The sequence below is a fragment of the Helicobacter sp. MIT 00-7814 genome, from assembly GCF_003364115.1.
GTDB lineage: Bacteria > Campylobacterota > Campylobacteria > Campylobacterales > Helicobacteraceae > Helicobacter_F.
In genome coordinates this window covers 20,561-41,562 of record NZ_NXLL01000019.1, presented here as the reverse complement: position 1 = coordinate 41,562, position 21,002 = coordinate 20,561, and the positions used below count along the sequence as shown (strand labels likewise).

General features: G+C 34.7%; 30 protein-coding genes. 8 read left to right on the top strand and 22 right to left on the bottom strand.

Annotation, left to right across the window (positions count from 1 at the left end; translation table 11 throughout):
* The first annotated feature begins 96 nt into the window (after positions 1–96).
* The 3 genes from CQA49_RS06915 to CQA49_RS06905 all read left to right on the top strand — a co-directional run bounded on the left by CQA49_RS06915 (position 97) and on the right by CQA49_RS06905 (position 2,174).
* The gene (locus CQA49_RS06915) at positions 97–330 is read left to right on the top strand and encodes a hypothetical protein (RefSeq protein ID WP_115575238.1); all 234 of its coding nucleotides are present in this window, start codon (positions 97–99) and stop codon (positions 328–330) included.
* Between the two features lie 42 nt (positions 331–372).
* Positions 373–918, top strand: coding sequence for a hypothetical protein (locus CQA49_RS06910; RefSeq protein ID WP_115575237.1), 546 nt, complete (start codon positions 373–375; stop codon positions 916–918).
* A 158-nt stretch (positions 919–1,076) separates the two neighbouring features.
* Positions 1,077–2,174 carry a RecT family recombinase gene (locus CQA49_RS06905; protein ID WP_115575236.1) on the top strand — a complete coding sequence of 366 codons (1,098 nt, stop codon included), beginning with the start codon at positions 1,077–1,079 and terminating at the stop codon, positions 2,172–2,174.
* 95 nt (positions 2,175–2,269) lie between these two features.
* Here the strand turns inward: CQA49_RS06905 and CQA49_RS06900 are convergent, their stop codons facing one another.
* The 13 genes from CQA49_RS06900 to CQA49_RS06840 all read right to left on the bottom strand — a co-directional run bounded on the left by CQA49_RS06900 (position 2,270) and on the right by CQA49_RS06840 (position 11,857).
* Complete coding sequence (locus CQA49_RS06900; protein ID WP_181882632.1) at positions 2,270–3,334, bottom strand: type-F conjugative transfer system secretin TraK; 1,065 nt, start codon at positions 3,332–3,334, stop codon at positions 2,270–2,272.
* Positions 3,327–4,361, bottom strand: coding sequence for a TraE/TraK family type IV conjugative transfer system protein (locus tag CQA49_RS06895; RefSeq protein WP_181882631.1), 1,035 nt, complete (start codon positions 4,359–4,361; stop codon positions 3,327–3,329). The genes CQA49_RS06900 and CQA49_RS06895 overlap by 8 nt, the downstream gene beginning before the upstream one ends.
* The gene (locus tag CQA49_RS06890; protein ID WP_115575233.1) at positions 4,345–4,683 is read right to left on the bottom strand and encodes a hypothetical protein; all 339 of its coding nucleotides are present in this window, start codon (positions 4,681–4,683) and stop codon (positions 4,345–4,347) included. The genes CQA49_RS06895 and CQA49_RS06890 overlap by 17 nt, the downstream gene beginning before the upstream one ends.
* 14 nt (positions 4,684–4,697) lie before the next feature.
* Positions 4,698–5,066, bottom strand: coding sequence for a hypothetical protein (locus CQA49_RS06885; protein WP_115575232.1), 369 nt, complete (start codon positions 5,064–5,066; stop codon positions 4,698–4,700).
* 257 nt (positions 5,067–5,323) lie between these two features.
* Positions 5,324–6,217: a hypothetical protein gene (locus CQA49_RS06880; protein ID WP_115575231.1), complete on the bottom strand. Its 894-nt coding sequence runs from the start codon at positions 6,215–6,217 to the stop codon at positions 5,324–5,326.
* Positions 6,218–6,397, bottom strand: a complete 180-nt coding sequence (locus tag CQA49_RS06875; RefSeq protein ID WP_115575230.1) for a hypothetical protein — start codon at positions 6,395–6,397, stop codon at positions 6,218–6,220.
* Positions 6,387–6,950 carry a metal-dependent hydrolase gene (locus tag CQA49_RS06870; RefSeq protein ID WP_115575229.1) on the bottom strand — a complete coding sequence of 188 codons (564 nt, stop codon included), beginning with the start codon at positions 6,948–6,950 and terminating at the stop codon, positions 6,387–6,389. The genes CQA49_RS06875 and CQA49_RS06870 overlap by 11 nt, the downstream gene beginning before the upstream one ends.
* Positions 6,947–7,705: an HD domain-containing protein gene (locus tag CQA49_RS06865; RefSeq protein WP_181882630.1), complete on the bottom strand. Its 759-nt coding sequence runs from the start codon at positions 7,703–7,705 to the stop codon at positions 6,947–6,949. Before CQA49_RS06865 ends, CQA49_RS06870 begins: the two co-directional genes overlap by 4 nt.
* Before the next feature lie 9 nt (positions 7,706–7,714).
* Positions 7,715–7,939, bottom strand: a complete 225-nt coding sequence (locus CQA49_RS06860) for a hypothetical protein (protein ID WP_115575227.1) — start codon at positions 7,937–7,939, stop codon at positions 7,715–7,717.
* A gap of 392 nt (positions 7,940–8,331) precedes the next feature.
* Positions 8,332–9,858, bottom strand: coding sequence for a hypothetical protein (locus CQA49_RS06855; protein WP_115575226.1), 1,527 nt, complete (start codon positions 9,856–9,858; stop codon positions 8,332–8,334).
* A gap of 195 nt (positions 9,859–10,053) precedes the next feature.
* Positions 10,054–10,719 carry a hypothetical protein gene (locus tag CQA49_RS06850; protein WP_115575225.1) on the bottom strand — a complete coding sequence of 222 codons (666 nt, stop codon included), beginning with the start codon at positions 10,717–10,719 and terminating at the stop codon, positions 10,054–10,056.
* A 3-nt stretch (positions 10,720–10,722) separates the two neighbouring features.
* Entirely contained in the window at positions 10,723–11,088 is a 366-nt protein-coding gene (locus CQA49_RS06845; RefSeq protein ID WP_115575224.1) for a hypothetical protein, read from the bottom strand.
* Positions 11,075–11,857 carry a hypothetical protein gene (locus CQA49_RS06840; protein WP_115575223.1) on the bottom strand — a complete coding sequence of 261 codons (783 nt, stop codon included), beginning with the start codon at positions 11,855–11,857 and terminating at the stop codon, positions 11,075–11,077. Before CQA49_RS06840 ends, CQA49_RS06845 begins: the two co-directional genes overlap by 14 nt.
* Before the next feature lie 842 nt (positions 11,858–12,699).
* Between CQA49_RS06840 and CQA49_RS06835 the strand changes: the two genes are divergently transcribed.
* The 5 genes from CQA49_RS06835 to CQA49_RS06815 all read left to right on the top strand — a co-directional run bounded on the left by CQA49_RS06835 (position 12,700) and on the right by CQA49_RS06815 (position 15,719).
* Positions 12,700–13,047, top strand: coding sequence for a hypothetical protein (locus tag CQA49_RS06835; protein WP_147288666.1), 348 nt, complete (start codon positions 12,700–12,702; stop codon positions 13,045–13,047).
* A 19-nt stretch (positions 13,048–13,066) separates the two neighbouring features.
* Positions 13,067–14,026: a ParM/StbA family protein gene (locus CQA49_RS06830; RefSeq protein ID WP_115575221.1), complete on the top strand. Its 960-nt coding sequence runs from the start codon at positions 13,067–13,069 to the stop codon at positions 14,024–14,026.
* A 22-nt stretch (positions 14,027–14,048) separates the two neighbouring features.
* On the top strand, positions 14,049–14,237 hold the full coding sequence (locus tag CQA49_RS06825; protein ID WP_115575220.1) for a hypothetical protein: 189 nt from the start codon (positions 14,049–14,051) through the stop codon (positions 14,235–14,237).
* Positions 14,238–14,432: 195 nt separating this feature from the next.
* Complete coding sequence (locus CQA49_RS06820) at positions 14,433–14,942, top strand: hypothetical protein (RefSeq protein WP_115575219.1); 510 nt, start codon at positions 14,433–14,435, stop codon at positions 14,940–14,942.
* 54 nt (positions 14,943–14,996) lie between these two features.
* Positions 14,997–15,719 (top strand): hypothetical protein, encoded by a 723-nt coding sequence (locus CQA49_RS06815; protein ID WP_115575218.1) that lies wholly within the window; start codon positions 14,997–14,999, stop codon positions 15,717–15,719.
* An 18-nt stretch (positions 15,720–15,737) separates the two neighbouring features.
* Here CQA49_RS06815 and CQA49_RS06810 read toward each other — a convergent pair whose 3' ends face one another.
* The 9 genes from CQA49_RS06810 to CQA49_RS10495 all read right to left on the bottom strand — a co-directional run bounded on the left by CQA49_RS06810 (position 15,738) and on the right by CQA49_RS10495 (position 20,985).
* Entirely contained in the window at positions 15,738–16,079 is a 342-nt protein-coding gene (locus tag CQA49_RS06810) for a hypothetical protein (RefSeq protein ID WP_115575217.1), read from the bottom strand.
* 113 nt (positions 16,080–16,192) lie between these two features.
* Complete coding sequence (locus CQA49_RS06805) at positions 16,193–16,846, bottom strand: nucleotidyl transferase AbiEii/AbiGii toxin family protein (RefSeq protein ID WP_115575216.1); 654 nt, start codon at positions 16,844–16,846, stop codon at positions 16,193–16,195.
* Positions 16,847–17,137 (bottom strand): hypothetical protein, encoded by a 291-nt coding sequence (locus CQA49_RS06800; RefSeq protein ID WP_115575215.1) that lies wholly within the window; start codon positions 17,135–17,137, stop codon positions 16,847–16,849.
* Between the two features lie 99 nt (positions 17,138–17,236).
* Positions 17,237–17,611, bottom strand: coding sequence for a DUF6573 family protein (locus tag CQA49_RS06795; protein ID WP_115575214.1), 375 nt, complete (start codon positions 17,609–17,611; stop codon positions 17,237–17,239).
* 85 nt (positions 17,612–17,696) lie between these two features.
* The gene (locus CQA49_RS10040) at positions 17,697–17,843 is read right to left on the bottom strand and encodes a hypothetical protein (protein ID WP_181882629.1); all 147 of its coding nucleotides are present in this window, start codon (positions 17,841–17,843) and stop codon (positions 17,697–17,699) included.
* A 566-nt stretch (positions 17,844–18,409) separates the two neighbouring features.
* Positions 18,410–18,649, bottom strand: coding sequence for an AbrB/MazE/SpoVT family DNA-binding domain-containing protein (locus CQA49_RS06785; RefSeq protein ID WP_115575212.1), 240 nt, complete (start codon positions 18,647–18,649; stop codon positions 18,410–18,412).
* Positions 18,650–18,801: 152 nt separating this feature from the next.
* The gene (locus tag CQA49_RS06780; RefSeq protein WP_115575211.1) at positions 18,802–19,308 is read right to left on the bottom strand and encodes a phage antirepressor KilAC domain-containing protein; all 507 of its coding nucleotides are present in this window, start codon (positions 19,306–19,308) and stop codon (positions 18,802–18,804) included.
* On the bottom strand, positions 19,301–20,353 hold the full coding sequence (locus CQA49_RS06775) for a hypothetical protein (protein ID WP_115575210.1): 1,053 nt from the start codon (positions 20,351–20,353) through the stop codon (positions 19,301–19,303). Before CQA49_RS06775 ends, CQA49_RS06780 begins: the two co-directional genes overlap by 8 nt.
* Positions 20,354–20,622: 269 nt before the next feature.
* On the bottom strand, positions 20,623–20,985 hold the full coding sequence (locus tag CQA49_RS10495) for a DUF86 domain-containing protein (protein WP_258864252.1): 363 nt from the start codon (positions 20,983–20,985) through the stop codon (positions 20,623–20,625).
* Between the last annotated feature and the right edge of the window lie 17 nt (positions 20,986–21,002).

Sequence of the window (21,002 nt, the reverse complement as noted above, 5' to 3'; positions counted from 1 at the left end):
ACTAGTTGGGGAATATTTTAGAATTTCCCCAACAGGGGGTGTATTCTACCTATTCTCCTAGGATTTAGTTTTTTAAAGTCCATTAAGGAGGACAACATGTATTTAGTTCAAAGATACAAAGAATTGCGCGGACAAATCAAAGATTTTATGTGGATAGATGATCTATACACAGATGATTTGAAATGTGCATTCTTGACAGCTAAGGCATTAGAGGAAGATGACTATATCACAAGAATCTTAGAAGAAAAAGAAGACATCGGGTGGTGTGAAAAATATGTTACCAATGTCTTTTCTGACACAAGCATTCAAGAAATAGCATTGTCTTGCTAAATCTAATACAACAAAACACATAAAACACATAAGGAGAAAACAATGGAACAAACACAAACAAACTTGCAAGAAATGGTTATCGCGGCATTTTCTCACAGCGACTCTATGGAGCAAAACATTCAAGTTTTTTTCAATAAAAAAGAATTTGAAGAGTATTTGCTCAAGAAAATAGAGTATTACGAAGAAGTCAATGAAGATTTCAACGTAGATATTGTTAGAAGGGAAACTGCTATCGAATTTGTCGAACACCTTACTATTTCTGGGGATTATCTCGCAATGAACTGGGATAACGAAGGTTGCGGAGAATTTGGAGTAACAGCAAGGCTTATGGGTCCCATAAATGGGCATACTATCTATGGTATTACATCGTGCAGTGTAGATCCTACAGAGGCAGAATCTATGCGTTCTGAAACTTTTGCTACAGCAAAAGAAAGAGATGCGCGTTTTGTAGAAATCGCCCAAGAAGAGTATCAAGCAGTTCCAGAAAGCTGGGTAGGAGAAATCCATACGGTTGATGATGCAGAGACTTTCTTTGAAGAATCTACAGAAATCACACGCTTTTACAAAAGGACAGAGGATACTTTATAAGCCAAACCCGTTACTTTAAGTATTTTAGAAAATTCCTGGAGGGAATACATTTTATTCCCTCTTGGGGATTAATGTGTTCCTTTTATGGAGTTTTTTTAAACTCAAGTTGGTAAAAATTTAAAAGTCTTACTTGCCAGCGGTAAGCAAAGGAGCATATTATGGGTAGCATTACACCATTACAACAAGTACAAGGTGCGGTTATTACGCAAAATGAAGGGAAAGCTAAGGCGTTGGAGTATTTAAATTCTATGAATTTAAAATTGCCTGTGTCTCAGCAAGAGCAGTTTATTGAGCTTTGCAGCTCTTTGTGCTTAAATCCTTTCAAGAGAGAAATCTATGCAGTTCCCTATGGTTCACGCTTTAATATCATCATCGGTTTTGAGGTGTATCTAAAAAAAGCTGATGCAACAGGCAAATGCCAAGGTTGGAAAGCTTGGACGGAAGGTTCTTTGGAAACAAATAACCTTAAGGGTTGCATTGAGATCTATAGAGCGGATTATATCCACCCTTTTTACCATGAGGTCGATTACGATGAGTACAAGCAGGAATTTTTCAAAGATGGTAACCTTGTTCGAGGTTTTTGGCAAAACAAACCGAAGACAATGATTAAAAAGGTTGCTATTGCGCAAGGATTCCGCTTTGCTTTTCCAAATGATTTCAAGGAAATGCCTTTTATTGAAGAGGAGTTACAAGGTGCTGGAAACGAGGTTGAGCATCAAGCTGAAATTATTGATTCAGAGCCAACCAATCTTTCTGACATTCAAAAAGCCCTTCAACCACTAGGAATTACCCTTGTTGTTGATGGTAAAACCGCAACACCTCAAGGTAGTGCTGTATTTCACAATAGTGCGCTATTAAAAAGCTTGGGCTTCACTTATAATGCTTCCATTAAAAAGTGGCAGCATAATAATATCGTTCAAGATAGCAATAAAAGCGCAGAAAATAGCATCTTAGATGCTGTTGTAGAGACACTAAATGAGCAACCAGTGCATCATAAAACAATGCAAGAAATTGCTAGTTTTGAGGCATTGGAGAAGCATTTAGAGAGTTTGGGTGTAAAAATTGAGATTGTCGAAAATCCGAAAGGAACATATTTTGGCAAAATCAGTAATGTCCAATCAGCGCAAGAAGAAGCTATAAAAGCTTTAGGTGGTGTTGATCGTGGCAATGGAATCTATGCTCTTTCTATAGATGAACTCTATAAGGAGCATAAAGCACAGAAAAAGGCTATTCAAGAGCCTGAACTGCCATTTTAAGAGGAGCAATCCTCTTGTTTTTGGAGTTTCCTAATCTCTTTAAGATTTTTAATCCTAAAGAGGGAAGCTTCTTTTTTTAAAAAATAACTTTTTAATTACTGCCTCTTGCTGTTTTCATTCTTTCTTACAATATACATCGATGTTGATTTTTTTGGTTCTATAGGATTTGCTAAAAATGAGATAGAGTAGATATTTGGAGCATAAAACATTTCCTCATAGAGATTTAAGCTTTTCTTTTTGTCATCGTTCATAATCTCCCATTTCTCGCCTAGGTAATGATCACCCTCTAAAGTATAGACATGAATTAATGTTATGCCTAAATCTTTATATTTATATGTCTTTTTAATATTTTTAAGCTCATAACCTTTAGGTTTTTTGTCTTTATACATTGCAGCAGTTACAATGCTTAAAACTTTCTCGTGTGAGTTATTCTCAAGCCTTTTTATATTGCTTCCATTGCGAACATAAACATCTTGTTCTCTGATAACATAATAGCCTACACTAGAATTTTTATTCTTTTTGGAATTGACGACAATATTTACCACCACAGGGTATGGTCCGCCCCAAATTATAGCTTCAGCCTTACCAGTAATTGATGAGTTGATGATAAGCTTGTTTTCTTTTTGTGTAATAGAAATAGGCTGTCTTTGTTCGGCTGCATTTTGTGAGTTTGAGGCAGTAGCTAAAGAATCTGCTTCCTCTTGTGAAAGCATAGCTTCAAACTCGCCAAATTCGGCTCTTATTTCAAATGGAAACTCGATAACAGTGTATTTCTCTTGTGTTATGGGTAGCACAAGCTCTGTCCTCATTGTAATAAGCTTTGCGCCTACAGGAATAGGCATATTTGCATAGTCTTTTTTTGTTCTTACAGGATTTGTAGAGTTTGGATCATTTGTTACCGATGGTGTTTGATTCTGCGCAGGCATTGGTTGGTTTTGCATAAAACCAGTATCTTGTTGTTGCGTTGGGGTGTTATTTTGAATGCTTGATGTATCCTCAAAGATATAGTCATCTGCAGGATTTGCCCCATTTTGCATTTTTTCTTGATTGATTTCTTGTTTAAGGTTTTCCATTACATCATTAATCTTGTCGTTTCCATTCGCGTAGCCTAAGCTCCCTAATATTAATGCACTAACTATTGCTGCATGTAGCTTATTCAATTGTAGCCTCCTCATTTGGTGTTTGCTCTATTGGTTGAGCAGTGTTTTGTGATGTTGCAACATCATTGTTTGCATTTTGTATTTTTGCATTTTCTTGGGTGTCTTGCAAATCATTGTTTTTTGAAACGCTTTGGGGCTTATTTTCGCTTTGAATAGGTTGGGTGCTATTCGGAGTGCCTTGAGCTTCATTTTTGTGAATTTGATTAAGCAGAGCTTCTCTATCGATAAGCTTTTCTTTTTTCTTACTTCTTATCTCATTTTCAAAATCTGCTTGCTTTTGAACCTCTTTGTTCAATGTCTCTCTTTCAATTATCTTGTTATCTATATTTTTGTCGCTTTGTGGTTGTTGAGAACGCCTTACAATATCCTCTCTATCCTCGTCTATAGCTTTCTTTTCCTCTTTTGTTAGCTCTTTTAATGATTCGTTGTTTAAGCAGTTTGTGTAAGCGGAATCTTGAAAAATGCGCCCATCGCTAATAAAAAAACCAAATGTGTAATTGCATTGTTTGGTTATCTTTGTGAGATTAGCAATTTTTTGAATAGCAAAACCCTTATATGTAACGGTTGCTGTAGAGCCTCCATTATCCAAAACAACATCAACTTGATTTTCATCATATTGGTATTCTTGCTCTATTTTATTGGTCATAATGGATTTGTAGTAGTTATCAAACTCTGATTTTTTCAGCAAATAAGTTTCTCTATCAAAGACGGCACCAGCGCGCACAAGCTTATCTTTAATGGTGCTTGTGTTAAAGGAAGCCATATTGGTTAAAACATAATCAGCAAAAACTCTATAATAAAGTGGGTCAGCTTTCATTTTTGCCACTTCAAAATCTCCGTAAGGTGGCATTATGACTGTAACTTTCTTATCATTAGCAAGTTTAAAATAACCATAGCTCAATATCAATAAAACAAGTAGTAAGCCACCCATTATAAGCTGTAAAAGCCTATTGTTTAACAATAGCTTATCTACTTCATTAATCGCATCTTTGCCCATTGGTCCATATTCATTAATCTCTAAACTCATTGTCATATCCTTTTGGTAAAAAATCTATTGGCAAATCCTCTTCGCCTTCATATTTTGGATCTCTCAATCCTCTAGTGTATGCCCAATGCTCTAAAAAACCTCTTTTAAACTTTTCCTTATAAAAAACATATACATAGGTTGCTGTGCCTGATATACCTGCGCCGATTAAGAAAGCCTTCCCCTTTAATCCGAGGAAAGCTAACAGGAACACGATTCCTACAAAGCTAACAGCTGCAAGAAAGAATACATCAGCCTCTATTACGGTAATTAGCCTATATCTATGTATCCTATCTGGAAAGCGTATTATTCGCTCTTTTGCCATCTCTTACCTTTGTATCAAGTTCCAACCGTGCTTGTTGGTTTAAAGTTTTTAGCCCATTCTTTAAGCCCTGACAATACTCCTGGATACAAGAATAATCCAGCACTCAAAGCAATACCTGTAACAACTGCAGGTAGCCAAGGTAACCCACCAAAGCCTATGCCCATAATGATGGTAATCCAAAGAATACCAAGAACAATAAATGCTATATATTCCTCAAGAATCTGAAAGAATCCATTTTTGATAAACTCAAAAGGGTTGGTTCCAGCAGCAAGAGAAATAGCTACACCTGCAAGCAGGAACAAAAACATAATGCGAGAAACAAAGTTTTTGTTCTCAATAGTTTCTGCTCTATTGGTCAAGCAATAAGACATGCTATTTGTCATTACAAACTCCTTTTTGATTTTTTTTTGTTGAGACTGCCACTTTGTGTAGGGCTTCCTAAAATCTAATTAGGCATTTGGGTTTAAAGTCTCCAAAGGCTTGTCATTACCCAAAACGACTGTGAATATTAGTTGAGATATTTAGCGGTATTGAAACATCTCAACTAGGGTGGTAGACAATGGGTTATCCATTTAAGTAAAGAAAGATCGTTGAAGCTTATACTTGATAGGAATAGAGCCATCTCTAGCCTCCTTAAATACTAAATTTCGCCATCAAGAACATTTTTTGTTGCTTCAGCTCTATCATATTGAGCTTGAAGTGCATAGACATTCTGATGTTGCATTTTTGTAAAGCGTTTATTTGCCCAATAAACAAACAGGAAGTAGGTTACAACAAGTATAATGGATACCCCTGCTGTATGGAACAATGAATTTTCAATGATTTGCGGTGTTAATTGCACATAGTTTTTGCTGAGTTTCTGTATTTGAGAAAACAATGGTGATAAGATGTTTGCCCACTTATCAAAGGTGTATTCAGCTACAATAAGTCCTATTGATACCATAACCAGTATAAACTCAACAAAACGCCAGCCAGCTTTTACTTGGGCGTAAAACTGCTTTGTTTTAGGTTGTTTTTCACTGGGTATCACAAATTGTCGCATAGAATAAACGACATAGGCGTAGAAAAACAAAGAGCAGAAAAACATTATAAGGCTGATTGGATACACAAACGCATTTTCTGATTGTAAAACGCCAGTAAGCACAAAAAATCCAAAAGTAATGAGGAAAAAGAGGAATATAAACATTAAGCCTTTGCCCACGATCCTAAAAATCTTGAAGGGAAGCATACGATATTCAGATTCCGTAATATCAATGGTTTTTTGTTCTGTAAATGCTGAACCGCTCGCATAAAGTGATTGCAACTCATCTTGCAATTCTTGCACATCTGAGAATATTGGGTATCTACTTTTTTCTTTTGGCGACATCGGTTGTTGCCTTGGCTGAGAGCCTTGATGGTTCTTTAATTGCCAATATGCTTCTTTCTCACTCTTTGCATCTTGATACTGCGCTTTCCAATGCTGATTGCCAAAGCCTCCAGCTTTGCCCATTCCATTTCCGTTCCCGTTGTTTTGTCCAAATGAATTTCCAAACATTTATTGTTCTCCTTTTTTTAGTATGGTTGAGACTTCATCAGAAGCCTTTTTATAGGCTTCCTCAATCTGCTTCTTCATCTCTATCTTTTTTGAGATGTCAATTTTCTTGCTTTTTAACTTTCTTTCAATCTCTATAGCCAGTCCATAATATTTAACTGCTTCTGGTGTTTTAACTAACATGAAAAAATCTCCCTATATGCGGCGATATGACACTGCTGTATTTATCCCAAAATAAAAAGGCAAGAGTGATTAACAATAGAGGCAACACAATAAACATCTCAATGCTACTGCCTGTTCTTATCCTTAATATTTGTGGCAACAAAACCGCCTTGTGTTTTAAAAAACCAAAGCTAAATGGGAAGAAATAGCTAGGTATCCCACTTTTTGTAAGCATATCGCCTACTTGGTGCATAAAAACACCAAAACAAAAGGCATAGATGTAATCCTTGCAGTTTGGGAAAAGATAGATTCCAGCCAAAAGCAAAAGAACAGGGAAGATCAAAAAGTGGGTAAATCCTCTATGCCCAAATAGACACGAAACCATGTGGGAAAATCCAGGCATTTTTTTCCCAATAAAGCTATTTGGTTCATCAACATCTGGGAATACTGCACCTAAAGCTACTAGTGGCAGTAAGCCAAATATTTGCTCTTGGGTATAAGGAACTAATTTAGGCATATAGCTTAAAGCAATTCCTCCAATAAGCCCCAAAGTAATATGTGATCTAAAAGTCATCGACTTTCCTTGTCCTCAATTTCGAGCATGTTTTGTGGCAACTTTTGCCTATTAATGGCTCTTAACTCTTGTTCTCTAGCTGTTCTATCGCACTGATTGAGCATTCTTATAAACTCGTTTTCTATGACATCTTCTGGTTTCATATCTGCATTGGCAGAATGATGAAAATAAATGGCATCGCACATAGAGGCAATAAAGTCATTGCTATATTCATTCATGCTGTCCATTACAGCATTAAGATATTTAGCACTTGTATGGTTATGCTTTTCATTATTGCTTTCTCCAACAAAGTCAAATACCTTTTGGCTTTTTCCAAAATCATGCACAAGAGCCAAAAGAGATACTTGCTCTGCAAATCGATCTGGAACATTCTTATTGATTTCTAAAGAGATTAAAAATACTCGAACTGTATGAGATAAGAGATTGATTGTTTTTAGCTTATCATACCTACTTTGGTATTTTGTGTATTGTGGCTCAAACTTTTGAGGAATGGAGCTTGTCTTTTCAAAGTTGAGTCTCTCCATATCCTTTAGAAGGTAGCCAATGAGCCTCTCAAGCCTTCTCTCTGGGTATCGTTGTTGGTAAAGCGCAAAAACACTAGCAATCCTAGCATCTTGATAGGTAAAATTATTTGAAGTGTGTGCTATGCTATAAACCATCTCTTTTTCTTTTCGAGCCTTGTTGATACTTCTAAGAAGCTTTAAATTGCGGTAGAGAATCTCTACTATGCCTAACTCTTTCTTTTTGCCAAACATAAACATCATCTATTTGGATTCTCTCAGTGCCACAACAGCATTTAGAACTTCAGTGGTCATGTAAAGAATATTTTTTCGATTAAGCTTATATTGCGGAATATTTGCCTGTTTAACAAATTTCTTTGCTGTTCTAGTGCTTGTCCCTAAAATTTCAGCAACTCCATTTAAATTAAGAAATAGTCCGTAAGATTCTGATTTTAAAGGCATACTTTCTGGATTAGTTTGATTTTGCATGAAAATCCTCCTAGCTAAAATTGTCAAACTATTTTGTTTCAAATTATCGGTGCGCAAAACATAACTCTCCCTTTTTTAAAGCAAAGGACAAGACACTTTCGTGCTTTTTATGTATTGTTTGTGCATTTTTATGGAAAGAAAGATACATTTTATCTAAACTTCAAGTCAAAATCAATATGTTTTATGCCTTTGAAAGCCCTAAAATACGCAAAAATTGTAATATTACAATTTTTTTGCAATATTTGCCTACTTTAGGGGACTACAGAGGATATTTGCTGTCCCTTATTTTGCACTTTTTGAAAATGAAGTGTTTCAAACAAGGGCTATCTTTCAACCTATGCTAGGGCGTTACAGCGATTTTTTTTGCACCCCTCAAAAAAAGCACGATAATTTTAGGGGAAAATTACGCTCGTATTTTGCCCTCTCAAATCCACAGCATAGAATACTTTATTTTCCCTTATCTTTCTAGCTAAACCTGCTCCTAGCATTTTTGATATTGCTGTAATCATAACTTGCTTATTCCCATTTCCAGCAAAACCTGGAAATCTAGCAAAAAAGTTCTCGGAAAATAAAATGCAGCCTTCCTGTTTATCAAGTAAAACCATTCCGTTTTCTATGTCGTCTTTTTGAACATTTGATTCCAAAAACTCTTTGAGCTTATCCGCAAAAGCACTATCACCTACAACTTGTATCTTAAAGTCAATATTCTTTGTTTGTTGTGATTGAAAATTTTGAGATTGCTTAGATGGGTTTTCCTCTGACTTAGTATCTAAAATATTTTCTTGTTTTTGTTGTGCTGGGCTTATAAAATCATTATCAACCTGTGGCAATTTATCTGCAATATTTTCCTCTTGCTGTTTTGGTGTTCGCTCATTTTGTTTTTGCTGCTGTTTTCGTTTCTCTATAATGTCTTTTTTTGTGTTCTTTTTAGGCTGTTGCTTTTGCTCCTTTTTGAGCTGTTCATTTGGATCTAAATCATTCAAAATGTCATCAACATAAAACTCGTCTGGTTTCATATCGGCGAGCTTATCTATTGTATCCTCAACCAGATCATCAATAAAATCATTTGAGATGTCTATTTTTTGCTCTTGTTTTGCTTTTTGTATTTGTCTCTTTAAGTCCTTAGCTTTTGGTGCAGTTTTTTGGATTTCAATTTTTTCCTCTTGTGGTTGATTGAGCCAAGCAGAGTAGATGTCATTTTCTTGTTTTTGTTCTTGTCCTTTTGTAAATGTTAGTTCATTGTTGGTTTCTTTTGCAAATTCAGCACTCAATTTTTGTTGCTCAACATTTTTGTCTTTAAAAGAAACGATATTGCCATCGCTATTAAATCTTACCTCGATATTTGCAGGTAAAATCTTTTTAAGCATATCTTGCCCAGATAGCATATTGCTATCCTCAATTTTTTCTTGTTCAACTGCTTTTGTTTCCTCTATTTCAATATCTTTTTTAACCTTGTCAAAAAGAACCTTGCCGTCCTCACTACTAAAGTAATTGTATTGCTTGAAGTTTTGTATCATAAACAATGCAGTAGAGAGTGGAACTTTTAGTGGCTTGTCTTTTGCCATATCTTTTTCGATTTTACTCAAAGCTCTTGCCCTATTTAAATTCTTAAACACACTCCAAAGTCCCACTTTTTCTTCATTTTTAGAGAAATTGCTTCTATTTAGCGTTCTTTTGGGTAAAATTTCGCTTTTAATGCTTTTTGGGTGTATCTGCCTAGATTTTGGTATAAAAAGGTTTTTAAGGGCAAATAAAGCCCTAAAAAGAGTATTTATTATAGCAACGAGAAAATATACTATCAAGATTCCAAAAACCACAATAACAACTTGCTCAAAAATATTATACTCCGCACTGGTCCAAGTGGCAACAATAAGATCCTTTGTTTTTAAAAGCCACTCTTGTATTTTACTAAACTCCATTTTCGTTCTCCAGATTTTTATAAGCGTGTTTGAATTTTTTATTTCATAAAAAATTATTCACATAAAAAGACATACCAAACATATCAAACATAACTAACATACCATACATACCATACATACAAAGATTATAAGACATATACAAAATACTCCATCATAAGCAGAATATTGTGTATATATACTTATAAGACTATAAGACTAAAGAGAATAAAGAGTTTTTACTAGCTTTTTGTTCTTTTTCCAGTAGTCCTTGCACTGCGTATTTCCATAGGCAACCTGTTCATAAAGAACTTTCTTTGAAACAAACCTGCTAAGGCTATCTATAAGTTCCTCAGCCTCTTTGCTATTGTAAAATACATGCTTTAGCATTTCAGCTCTTATCGTAAGGCTAGCCATTTGCACTGCTTCTCCTGTTTCATTTACATAGACTATAGGCTTATAATATGCCCTTCCTCTAAACCTATCAGGATTGATAAAAACTACCCCTAGTGTTTCAAGCACAAAACCTAGCATTAGTGGCGCATTTGACTGCTGTCCTCTTGTTTTGCCTCTTGTTAATCCAAAATCAAGAATAAAGCTTCGTCTTGTGTCCTCACTAAAGCTTAGGCTAACACCCTCGATAAACGCATTGTATTCCACATTGTAGGCATCAAATAGCACTGTGTCTAAAATAAGTGGGAATGCTAGTTCATCGTTTTTTTCCTGCTTAATGCAAAGGTTATTTACATGTGCTAGCGCATTATAAAGCGTGTTGAACATGTTCTCCTCGCGAAAAAGCATAATGGCATCTAGTATTTCACCATACTCAAACTTCCCTACTTCTTTAAAAGCAATCTCTTTTGCTGGTGGGAATATGTTACTCATAGCTTACTCCTTTGTTTCTTTGTTTTCTGCTGGTATTTGAGTAGCTTCCTCTTTTGGGTGATTTGCTTCAAGCTTAAAATCCCTTTTGGGTGCTTTAAACCTATTGGCTCTAGCTTCCTCCTCTTTCTGCCTCGCTTTTTGCTCTTTAAGCTCATTGGCTATTGCCTTGACAAGCTCTTTTAGCTCCTTGAATTGGGTTGTTTTCATAAGAGATACCCAGCCTATTTCAGTTACGATAAACTTCAAGGAATCGTAAAAGTCGTTAGGAATCTTAACGCTTTCCCCAAAAACAACAACCTTTTTAAAGCCACTTTCTTTGTTAATTTCATTTACAAAAGACTTAGCTTTTTTGATGTTATTTTGTTTCATTTTTCACTCTCCATTTCAATTTAAAATTACTTCTTTTCTCAAAAATTCCGCCTACTGAAGCCACAAATTTGTGAATATTTTTATTCCAAATCTCTATATTTACCTCCTTTTTATTGATATAAACACCAAGAATTTTGTATTGAAAATCCTCTTTTGTGAAGGTGTTTTTTGCGTTGTTTTTAGATAAAAATTTTCTCACCATTGAGTTAAAAACTTCCATAAATTCCAGCTTAATAACACCATTATCTTTTCTTGTGCAAGAGAGTATAAAGTGTGATTTTCCAAACTCAATGTCCTTGATTTTGAGCCAAAAATTGTGTCCTATTTCCACAATATCATTTGCAAAAAACTCACTTATTTCAACATTTATAATGTAATTTCCTACCTTTTGCCCATTCTTTAAGATTGAAAAAATAACCATTTCATCTGCTATTTCGATGATATGAGCCTTGATATATTTGCCACCTATTTTGTTAAAAAACGCATTCCTTGCTATTGATGGATTGTTTTTTATGATATGTTTTTTGTGCTTATCAAGCTCTTTGATTAATAGCTTTTTGAAGCCATTAATATCCTTATTTCTTGGCTTAAAATACAAGAAAGTATCATCTTTTTTGTAGCAGAAAAGTTGCTTTTCCATATCAACAAAGATGATATTTTTTCTGCCCTTATAGAATCTTTTAGCTGTCATTAAAATGAGGTTATTTAAGCCATTTTCAGTGAGAAAATACTTCTCACAAAGCTCATTTATTTCTATAAAATTAAACATCGTATCCCTTTAAAAGCATATTTTTTGCACACCAATGCTGTTTGATAAGTAATGGTTTTGTTGCAAAAAGTTTAGTGGAAATGAAAGTATTATAAGACATTTTTTTAGCAAAAGCAATATCATTTAGCATATAAAAAAAGCTTGATATAAAGGGCTTCTTTCACTTGACTTTTGTCAAAAAAAGATTTAGTATTATGCCATCACTTGACTATCCATATTTGAACTTTACTGAAATGTATTTTTTGTTAAAACTATGCCTATGTTTTGACAAAAAGCCCATATTTTCCGAGTTTTTGGAATTTAAAGGCACAAGAATTTCGGAGAAAAAAAGCCATTTTTGTAAGCCAAATTGGAGAGTTAAGTGTCTTTTGGGATATATCAGGATACAAAAAGCTTCCCAAATGTAGCCCAAAAGTTTTCCCTAAAGCATAAAATTCTTAAAAAGCAGTTCAAAAGTTTCCAAAAAGATACCAAAAAGTATCCCAAATGGAGCCTTTATATGCTTGTTTTCAAAAAAGGTGCCTAAAAGCTTCTTAAAAGATGTCAAAAGGATTTCTAAAAGTTTCCAAAAAGCAAACTTTAAAATCTTAGAAACCTAAAAGTATCATAAAAGCTTCTCAAAAGTAGCTTAAAAGAAGCCTAAAGGTGTCTTGAAATTTTATGCTTTATTTTCCCATCTTTTAAAGTTCCCCGAAAGTGTCTCAAAAGTATCTTTTTGGGTGTCATTGTAAATGCAGAAAGATAAATTGATTTTTTCGCCTTTTATTAATGTATATATACATCAATATAGGGAAATTTTGTTTTTTTGCATTTTTTGTCTTAATCTTGAGAAAGGAGGAAGCTTGAAATACGGATTAACATGCCGTGGTAATGTTGAGAAGTTTTTGCAAAGACTTGGCAAGCAACGCTCTATAATTGTTACTGATTTGCTCTATGAAGTCATCAGCAATCATAAGAACACACTTGAATCGGTCTTAAAAAAACACAAAAACGATGATGAGGTTGATGAGATTTTGAGTTTGTTTTCTAATGCTAAGACTCAAAAGTCCCTCGCAACGCAACAACCACAAAAAATTCAAGAAAGCAAAAAGGTTGCCCCAAAGGCTGAGAAACAAGAAAAGCAAACTTATAGCGAAGAAGGTTCCACTTCCCTTAATAGCATAACAAATGAGTTTGACATGACAAAGTAAAACCAAAAAAGGAGATAGCATGAAACTAGGCATTGATACAGGATTTGGACATACCAAATACTGCTTCAAAAACAAAAAGGGCGACATATCGTTAAAGAAGTTTCCAAGTGTAGTGGCTTTATGTCCAGATGATATAGAGGAAGATGAGAGTATTTGTGTAATGGATGGTAAAAATTACTATGTAGGCTCTCTTGCTCTCAAACAGGACTTTAGGCTTATTAAAGAAATCTCTACATATAAGGACTTAGAGCTTTATGCGCCTTTGTTAATAGAGGAGATTAGGCGCAAGGAAAATCTAAAACCTAGTGATATTGAAGAGATTACCGTGGGATTGGCACTTGCTCATAAATCACATGCAGAATCTTTCAAAAAACGCTTAGAACACTTTACAATAAACGATAAAGATTATAATATAAAGGTTACCGTTATACCTCAAGGGGTTGGCGCAGTAAAAGCATTGCAAGACTTCTGGAAAGGTAAAGAACAAGAGCCACAAGACTACATTCTTGTAGATATAGGCTTTAGCACGGTTGATATTGTGCTTGTGTATGATGGTGTTATTCAGAAAGGTAGGCTAAATGAAGCCAACTCCTTTGAAAAAAAGGGTGTTGTTCAAATAGCTGAAAGTATGCAAAAACACATTAAAGAAAAGTTTAATACCAACATTACAAATAAAGAAGCTTTAAAAATCATCGTAGAGGGCAAGTATAAGCTTCGTGGCGAAGAACATGACTTATCTAGCTATATTGATGAATTGAAAAAAGCCTACACTCAAGATATAATGAATTTCTTAGAATCTAAGTATTCTAATGAGATAGATAAGCTTGATGCCTTTATTTTTGTGGGTGGTGGTGGCTACTTTATCGATACGCAATACACCAAGCACATTAGAACTTTTAAAAATTCTGAATATTATAACGCAATTGGTAATTTGCTTGCAATCGAGCCAATGGCTGATAACCAAAAGGTTAGCAAGTAAAAACCACAATTTGGAGGTTATAATGGAAGAGTATATCCAAAGACTTAACATAGCTTCTGCTTTGGCAAGTCATTTTCTGCATAAAATAAGATATTCGGAGACATTAGATAGAGTAGAGCTGGAAGAGGCTTTTAGCCAAATCCTGCTTATCTGTAATAATGTTATCTTGGATATACAAGATGATATTAATGAGCAAAATGATGGCTTATAGGGTGTAAAAATAGCACCTTTAATCCATAAATAGGAGGTGCAAGATGGTGAAGTAAAATAAATTCCCCATAAGATACATGGGCTAGGTGCGTTATGTAGGTTAGAGCGCAAGCAAATATCAACTCCTCTTTTTAGGGGACAAGTTTAAAACTTACACTACTGGATATGTCGGTAGTAAAAAACAAGGAGAAATAACATGGCTAAGAAAACAGAAGCTGTAACACAAGAGAATACAGAAACTACGACAAGTGAAGCTACTGCTACGCAGGGGAATCAAAGACAAAATAGAACACCTGCTCAAATAGAGCAGTATAGAAAAAGACAGGCGCAATACTACAAAGAAAGAAGGCGTAATATTACAAACTATCTCAAACAAGACTTTAGAAGTGGTGCTGATATTGTGCGCCAACAAGATTTTGCAAGGCTCACTAATATCTTGCTTCAAAACCTACCGCAATTAAGAAATGTTTCAATTTTTATTGCAGATAGGGAAACAACAAGAGATCTGAATGTTATCAGAAGGCTTTCAGACACAGCCAATAGGATTAATGACGCGCTTACTTACACCAACATTAACGATGCCTCAGAGGTTATTGAGATGAGCAAAGAGATTAAAGAAATTCAAGCGCAAATTTCATCTCAAATTCAAGAGTATGCTAAAAAAATTGATACTCTCTCTCAAAAAATAGGCAAACTTGGTGCCTAAACACTCTTTTTAAGGGGCTTCCCCCTTAAATCAAATTTTTATCAAAGGAATACTATGAAAAAAATAGGACTTATACTTTTAGCAGGACTTTGTAGTTTTGTATTTGCCGATAAGGTTTCTCAAGCAAAACTAGAGAAACTTTTAGTCGCAAAAACAGGACAAAATATCAAAGTGGTAAAAGAAACACCCATTAAAGAAATGGAGGGGCTTAATCTTGTAACGCTAGAATCTGGTGGACAACAAATGCTCTTTTTTGCAGATAAAAAAGGAGAAACGCTTATTGGCACGGATTCTACGCTTTTAACAGGAAATGATAAATTCTTGTTGGCTTTACAAAAAGAACTTCAAGATGTTCAAATGTTTAACAACAAGAGCGTATCTGATAAGGTTATTTATGGGCTAAAAGAGAATAAATACCCTGTTATTAGCCTCAAAAGCAAGAAAAAAACAAATAAAACGCTCTATATCGTAAGCGATCCAAATTGCCCTTATTGTAAAGATGAGTTGGCTCAAATCAACCAACGCCTAGAAGATTATAATGTTAAAATGATTGTGGTGGGTATTTTGCACCCAACTTCATTAAGCAAGGCTACTGATATTTATAATGAGCTTAACAAGTTAAAAAGCAATGAGGAAAAGATTGCTGCACTATCAAGAATTTATGCACCATCTTATAACTCTTACACAGAACCAAGCCAACAGGCAAATGGTATTACTCAACTTATAAGAGAAAGTGGTATCACCTCGGTTCCATACAAATTTGAAGTGCTAGAATAATGCTTTAAGCCTTTGGGCTTAAGCACTTAACTTCTTTTGAATCTTTGCCTGACACATTGCAAGATGTTGGTCTGCGATTTCAAAGATACTAGAAAGATCCATTCCATATTCAACTTTCCAGCTATCAATACAAAAGAATTGCTTTGTAGTGTTATCTAAAGTGATGATTTCAAAGTAAAATGTATTGTCCATTTCGCTTGGTCTAAATTCCAAAAAGCAGTCCTCACTTTCACCCTTTGCATTATTCATGCTTCCTATATGCAAACTGCTTGTTTCATTATCAAAGCATTTATTTAGCTCGATAAATTCCTCAAGTTCTTTCTTGTTGATTTTTAGTGTGCTTGCTGTTTGAGGTTTCATTGTTCGCTCCTTGTGTGTTTTGATGAGGTAATTATAATGCACTAAAGAAGCGAAAACAAATGAGATTTTAGCGGTGTTAGGATAGGGCTAGTAAAGACAGAAGCTTTCTCTTTTTATAAGCTTCTGCGCTTTTTAATAGAGGAACTAGCTTCTTTTGTAGCTCCTAGCAAAACTTCTTTATCGTCTTGCTCTAATTTATACAAATCACCATCTTCAAAATATGTTAATCCCTTAAGAATCTGGATTGATGGGTAGTCATCTCCAAAAAACTTAGAAACATTTTCTAAACCTGTTGTTAGGTTTGCTGGTGTGTGTTTTAAAATGCTCGCAATATCAAAATAATCTTTGTATTCCGCCCTATCACAAGTAGCTTTTAGTTTTGTGGCAAGCAAGGCTTCTATGTCTGCCATTATGAGTGTTTTATCATCAGTTACTACTTTATTGGCAGATTCTACAAAATCCAATCCACCAAAAAAAGACAATTTCACATTACTATCTGTAATAAAAACCAGCGTGTCTTTGTCTTGTTGTAGTATTTTGTCAGCCTTTATTGAATTAAGATTTAAGAGAGTATCCATAACCAAATCTATATCAAATTTTGCAAAAAAATCAAAATCTATAGATTGTCTGTGTCCTAACTGCAGGGCAAGTGCTGTTCCACCAAAAAGAGTGAAATCAAGTTTGGTTATTTGCCCCAAATGTTGATAGATCTTTAGCTGTTCTGGTGGTAAAATATCTAACCTTGGCTTTATTGTTTTTGTTTCCATTTATTTCAAGAATCCTCTTTTTGGTAGTGGCGGAATCTTTATGTCTAATCCATAAAGCATATAATGCCAATAATGCCAGCTTTTTTTATCAAACCAACCAGCTTGTGCTTGAGAGAGAGCTTCTTTCAATGTATCATCTCCTGCTTCTAGAAGTTTTACATATTCATTTGTGTTATTTGCATAGCGCATAGCATTTGCAATAACTCGTAGTGGGTTTTCTCTTATGATGTCATCAGGCTTTTCCCACCACACATAGCAAGCAAAATGTCTCAATACTTCTTGGTTAATCAAGCCCTCTCCTTAAGAGATTATTTTCTCGTATTATACTATAAGCCATTAAAAAGAGAAACTACAAACCCATTTTCTTTTTACAAGCAAAGCAGTTGGTGATTAATCCTCATTGATAAACATAATCGTAAGAACAGGTTCTGCGCTATCGCCTCCACTACAAATACATTTAAGCTTGTGCATATCGCTTTCCTTAGTGTTTGGAGTATTAATATGGACAGAAAAATCAATCCTATCGGTTTTCAAATCTTTGGTACCTGCAATTTTAAGGCGCAAAATATTTAGTATATCCCATAATCTCCCCTCAAAATCCTCTGTCTCAGGCTTATTTTCATTAAGCAAGGCATAAAGGGAACTGGTAATGGCTGTAGGATATTTAAACCCTGCTTCTTGTGCCATTTTACTTACATCAACTAAAACACCATCTTCTATAGCTTGTTTCCTCGAATAGGAGGAGACTAATTCAAAATCATTCATTATTGTTTTCCTTTTTTTGTATCCCTAATGATACTAGAATTTAATTAAAAGAGAGAAGTCATAAAACCACTCTCTTTTTTCATAGCTAGCCCTCATATTGAGCCAAGAACTCTTTAAGCTCCTCTTTAAAGTCATCTACGCTGATTTTAGTAGTATCGATAGTTATAGTGCCATCAAATTCGATTTCTACCAAATCATCATAGGTTTCTGTCGTTGAGATGAAATCCAGCATGCAATGCTCCTTGTTATTTGATTTTGTATTCAAATATAGGAAGTTTTCCTTTTAAAAGCCAAGCTTCAAAGCTTACAACCAATTTGCGCCCTTCTTTTGACAAAGAACAAAAGCTAAAGGTTTTACTAGAGTTTCTATAGATTTTAGCCCCTCTGGCACACGAAAAGCAGTATTCGCATGCTTTGATTGCTTTTTTTATCTCATTTTTAGAGATTTCAGCTCTTTTGAGTAGCTCCATAAAGCTTTTATCAGCAAAGATTGCTTTCAAAAGTCTTTGCTCCCCTTTATTAATGTTTCTAAAAAAGATTTCTGACTTACTCATTTAATACCTCCATTGCTTGTTTTACGGTGGCAATCTCTTGTGAGTTATTCTAATACCCTAAAATTAAACTATAGCCTATGTTTCATTTTCGCCTCCTTTAGGTAAGATTAAGCCCTTAAAGTAGTTTTGGTGGCAGTATTATAGGGCGTGAGCTTCGGGGTTTCAAATGGGGAAAATTTAGAATTTGGAAGTGAAAGTTAAAAGATAGGAGAGATTTTATGAGTTTTCTAAAGGCACTGAGATTTTAGATTATGTTTTCCTTGCCAATTACCACACCACAGCTAATTTCACCATGCAAATTTTCATTTGTGATAGCACCTAACAATACATTGAGCTTCGCATTGCCAATTGGTTCTATAATAATCTTGCCATTCTCAACTCTTACATCTACACTACTGCTAGAATTAAGATTAAGCTCGCGCAAAATACTATTTGGAATCCTAAGCCCTACGCTGTTACCCCACTTGTTGAGTGATACTTGCATGTTTAACTCCTTATGTCATAAGCGTACAATATATCATATTTTCTAAGACTCTGATTACTTTTTGAATGAAGTTAAGAAGTGGGGTGGGGACTCTCTATAAAATCCCCAAAGGATTGAAATTATATCCAAAATAGTTTAACAATGGGATGTCTTTAAATAAACACAACGCCTCTTTGTTGCGCGAGAGACAAGAATATCTTATATTTACTTATATCTTTGCCAACTATTCTTTTGCCAGCAACTTCTTTTTCCTGTTGCTTTTTTAATAGCTCTTTATGGGTTTTAGGGCTATGGGTTAAATATTGAGCCAGTAAAGAATGGATGAATGCCAAGCCTGCTGGAAACACAAGCGTTTTAGCATGTGTTTGTATGCCATAGCTTATTGGTCTGTTTCTGACAACCACTGCAAAATAGCCTTTATCGATATATTCTTGGTAGGGATGATTGCCAATTGTTAAAATGCCTTCATTGCGCAAAAAAGCATAGAGTCTCGCCTTATCCATTCCTTGGATATTGAGGACTTTAGCAACTTCTTGCATTTCCATAGCTTCCTTAGGTTTTCTCACCATATCATGAAAAAATGATATAGCTTGTGCATTCTTCTCTAAAAGATCCTTTAGCTTGGCATTTTTGCTTTCTAGTTCTTTGATTTTATTCATTTTCAAACTCCATTGTCCAAGATAGATAGGCTTTGTATTCCTTTGTTTGTTTGAAGTTCTCTTTAGCGAATCTAAAAAGTTTCTCATTTCGAAAGTAGTCATCATCCCAAACAAAGGTAATCCTGCCGCTTTCTATGTCATTAAGCAATTGATCAAAATCAATACCAAAAGCTTTTTTGATCCTGTAAGCAATATCTAAATTATGTCTCACATCATAAAGCAAGTTTAGTCGCAATGAAATGAGATGTTCTTGCCTATTAACTTCATAGCAAAGAGGCTTGTTATGCAAAAAGGCTTTACCTTCGTCATCTTTGCTAAATAATCTAAATTGCCTCTGTTTATCCTCATGTTCTATTAGCACTACATTGTATTCTGAATAAGGGCTGAGGTAGCTTATATCTAATCCTGCTTTAATAGCTTTTTGTGTTGCTTCCTCAAAACTATTTGCTACAACCTTGACACAGGAATCTGTATCAAAATGTGCTAAATCTAAAGTTTGGGGTAGTAGCTCCCTATGTTCTATGATTTGAGTCCCCTCTCTTTTGAAGCCATAGATCTTATAATTTTCCTTAGGAAAACGCACATTGTGAAAGTAATAGGTGGCATTTTGCATAGGAGATAGCTCAAAAATATATTTATCAAACTGCCATGTAGTAGAATCTATTTTTTGCAAATATGATGCAAAATCTTTGTAGCATACCATAACTGCCTCTTGGTATGGTTCCAAAGGTTGAATGTGTGGTTCAGTGAAACTATCTTGGTGCCTAAAGCTAAAGGCAAGCGATAAATCATTTCCTGTCGGCAGTTTGTGGCAAATCAAGTCTTTATATATTCTTATCTTTTCACCTTTTTCAATAAGGTATGATTTCACTCTAGCACTTGATTTAAGGTGCGTGTAGAATTCATCTCCTAAAATCTTATCTCTTGCTAAACGCTCCTTTTCTTTTGCTTTTAAGCTCTCTTTTTTTCTTGAGAGAAAATCCATTGCCGATTGGCAATATTCTAAAGATTCTCTTATGGTATGCAAATCCATATCCTGTGTCATAATGACTCCTTTTGTTTTTTGCCACAATTATATATGGATAGAAAATGGGTTTCAAATGGGAAAATTTTAGGATAAAAAAGATACCCAAAAGTTTCCAAATAAGACAAAAAAGATTTCCAAAAGTATCTATGAAGTGGTGTCAAGCACGAAAGTAGTAAATATATTCCCAAAAGATACCCAAAAGCTTCTCAAAAGATTTTCATAGAGATATAAAAGTTTCTAGGTAAGAAGCTTGTTGTGTAAAAATTTGGAATGTCAAGTGGGAGTTACTAGTTGATTTGTTGTTGCAAGAAGAGATCGATTCTTTCTTTAATAGGAGGTAGATATTCTTTGATGGTTGCCTCAATAATTGCGAAATTAAGTCCATCGTAATCATGTGTTGCGATATTTCTAATAGCTTTAAATCCCCTCATGTCTTCTTTTGTTAGAAATTCAAATACATTGTTCCCGCTAAAAACTATCTTTTCTATATTTTTTTTGCACACGATAAGGTGCATAACAATAGCAGGTTGAGCCATCTTTGAATCTTGTAATGCGTTGCAAATGCCACCAAACTCATTACAAATATCAAAGATATTTTGTAGTCTCATAGAAGTATCTTTTAATCTTTCAAGGCTTTTTTCATCAAGCATATACGCTCCCCTTTAGC

Bases quoted from the DNA above. Each gene is read 5' to 3' on its own strand.
- CQA49_RS06830 (WP_115575221.1), top strand. From the start codon at position 13,067: ATGAAACTAGGCATTGATACAGGATTTGGACATACCAAATACTGCTTC.
- CQA49_RS06885 (WP_115575232.1), bottom strand. From the start codon at position 5,066: ATGACAAATAGCATGTCTTATTGCTTGACCAATAGAGCAGAAACTATT.
- CQA49_RS06875 (WP_115575230.1), bottom strand. From the start codon at position 6,397: ATGTTAGTTAAAACACCAGAAGCAGTTAAATATTATGGACTGGCTATA.
- CQA49_RS06840 (WP_115575223.1), bottom strand. From the start codon at position 11,857: ATGTTTAATTTTATAGAAATAAATGAGCTTTGTGAGAAGTATTTTCTC.
- CQA49_RS10040 (WP_181882629.1), bottom strand. From the start codon at position 17,843: ATGCTGGATTTCATCTCAACGACAGAAACCTATGATGATTTGGTAGAA.
- CQA49_RS06910 (WP_115575237.1), top strand. From the start codon at position 373: ATGGAACAAACACAAACAAACTTGCAAGAAATGGTTATCGCGGCATTT.
- CQA49_RS06845 (WP_115575224.1), bottom strand. From the start codon at position 11,088: ATGAAACAAAATAACATCAAAAAAGCTAAGTCTTTTGTAAATGAAATT.
- CQA49_RS06815 (WP_115575218.1), top strand. From the start codon at position 14,997: ATGAAAAAAATAGGACTTATACTTTTAGCAGGACTTTGTAGTTTTGTA.
- CQA49_RS06915 (WP_115575238.1), top strand. From the start codon at position 97: ATGTATTTAGTTCAAAGATACAAAGAATTGCGCGGACAAATCAAAGAT.
- CQA49_RS06865 (WP_181882630.1), bottom strand. From the start codon at position 7,705: ATGTTTGGCAAAAAGAAAGAGTTAGGCATAGTAGAGATTCTCTACCGC.
- CQA49_RS10495 (WP_258864252.1), bottom strand. From the start codon at position 20,985: ATGCTTGATGAAAAAAGCCTTGAAAGATTAAAAGATACTTCTATGAGA.
- CQA49_RS06890 (WP_115575233.1), bottom strand. From the start codon at position 4,683: ATGGCAAAAGAGCGAATAATACGCTTTCCAGATAGGATACATAGATAT.
- CQA49_RS06880 (WP_115575231.1), bottom strand. From the start codon at position 6,217: ATGTTTGGAAATTCATTTGGACAAAACAACGGGAACGGAAATGGAATG.
- CQA49_RS06795 (WP_115575214.1), bottom strand. From the start codon at position 17,611: ATGAATGATTTTGAATTAGTCTCCTCCTATTCGAGGAAACAAGCTATA.
- CQA49_RS06850 (WP_115575225.1), bottom strand. From the start codon at position 10,719: ATGAGTAACATATTCCCACCAGCAAAAGAGATTGCTTTTAAAGAAGTA.
- CQA49_RS06895 (WP_181882631.1), bottom strand. From the start codon at position 4,361: ATGAGTTTAGAGATTAATGAATATGGACCAATGGGCAAAGATGCGATT.
- CQA49_RS06870 (WP_115575229.1), bottom strand. From the start codon at position 6,950: ATGACTTTTAGATCACATATTACTTTGGGGCTTATTGGAGGAATTGCT.
- CQA49_RS06860 (WP_115575227.1), bottom strand. From the start codon at position 7,939: ATGCAAAATCAAACTAATCCAGAAAGTATGCCTTTAAAATCAGAATCT.
- CQA49_RS06905 (WP_115575236.1), top strand. From the start codon at position 1,077: ATGGGTAGCATTACACCATTACAACAAGTACAAGGTGCGGTTATTACG.
- CQA49_RS06855 (WP_115575226.1), bottom strand. From the start codon at position 9,858: ATGGAGTTTAGTAAAATACAAGAGTGGCTTTTAAAAACAAAGGATCTT.
- CQA49_RS06810 (WP_115575217.1), bottom strand. From the start codon at position 16,079: ATGAAACCTCAAACAGCAAGCACACTAAAAATCAACAAGAAAGAACTT.
- CQA49_RS06825 (WP_115575220.1), top strand. From the start codon at position 14,049: ATGGAAGAGTATATCCAAAGACTTAACATAGCTTCTGCTTTGGCAAGT.
- CQA49_RS06780 (WP_115575211.1), bottom strand. From the start codon at position 19,308: ATGAATAAAATCAAAGAACTAGAAAGCAAAAATGCCAAGCTAAAGGAT.
- CQA49_RS06805 (WP_115575216.1), bottom strand. From the start codon at position 16,846: ATGGAAACAAAAACAATAAAGCCAAGGTTAGATATTTTACCACCAGAA.
- CQA49_RS06820 (WP_115575219.1), top strand. From the start codon at position 14,433: ATGGCTAAGAAAACAGAAGCTGTAACACAAGAGAATACAGAAACTACG.
- CQA49_RS06785 (WP_115575212.1), bottom strand. From the start codon at position 18,649: ATGCAAGTATCACTCAACAAGTGGGGTAACAGCGTAGGGCTTAGGATT.
- CQA49_RS06775 (WP_115575210.1), bottom strand. From the start codon at position 20,353: ATGACACAGGATATGGATTTGCATACCATAAGAGAATCTTTAGAATAT.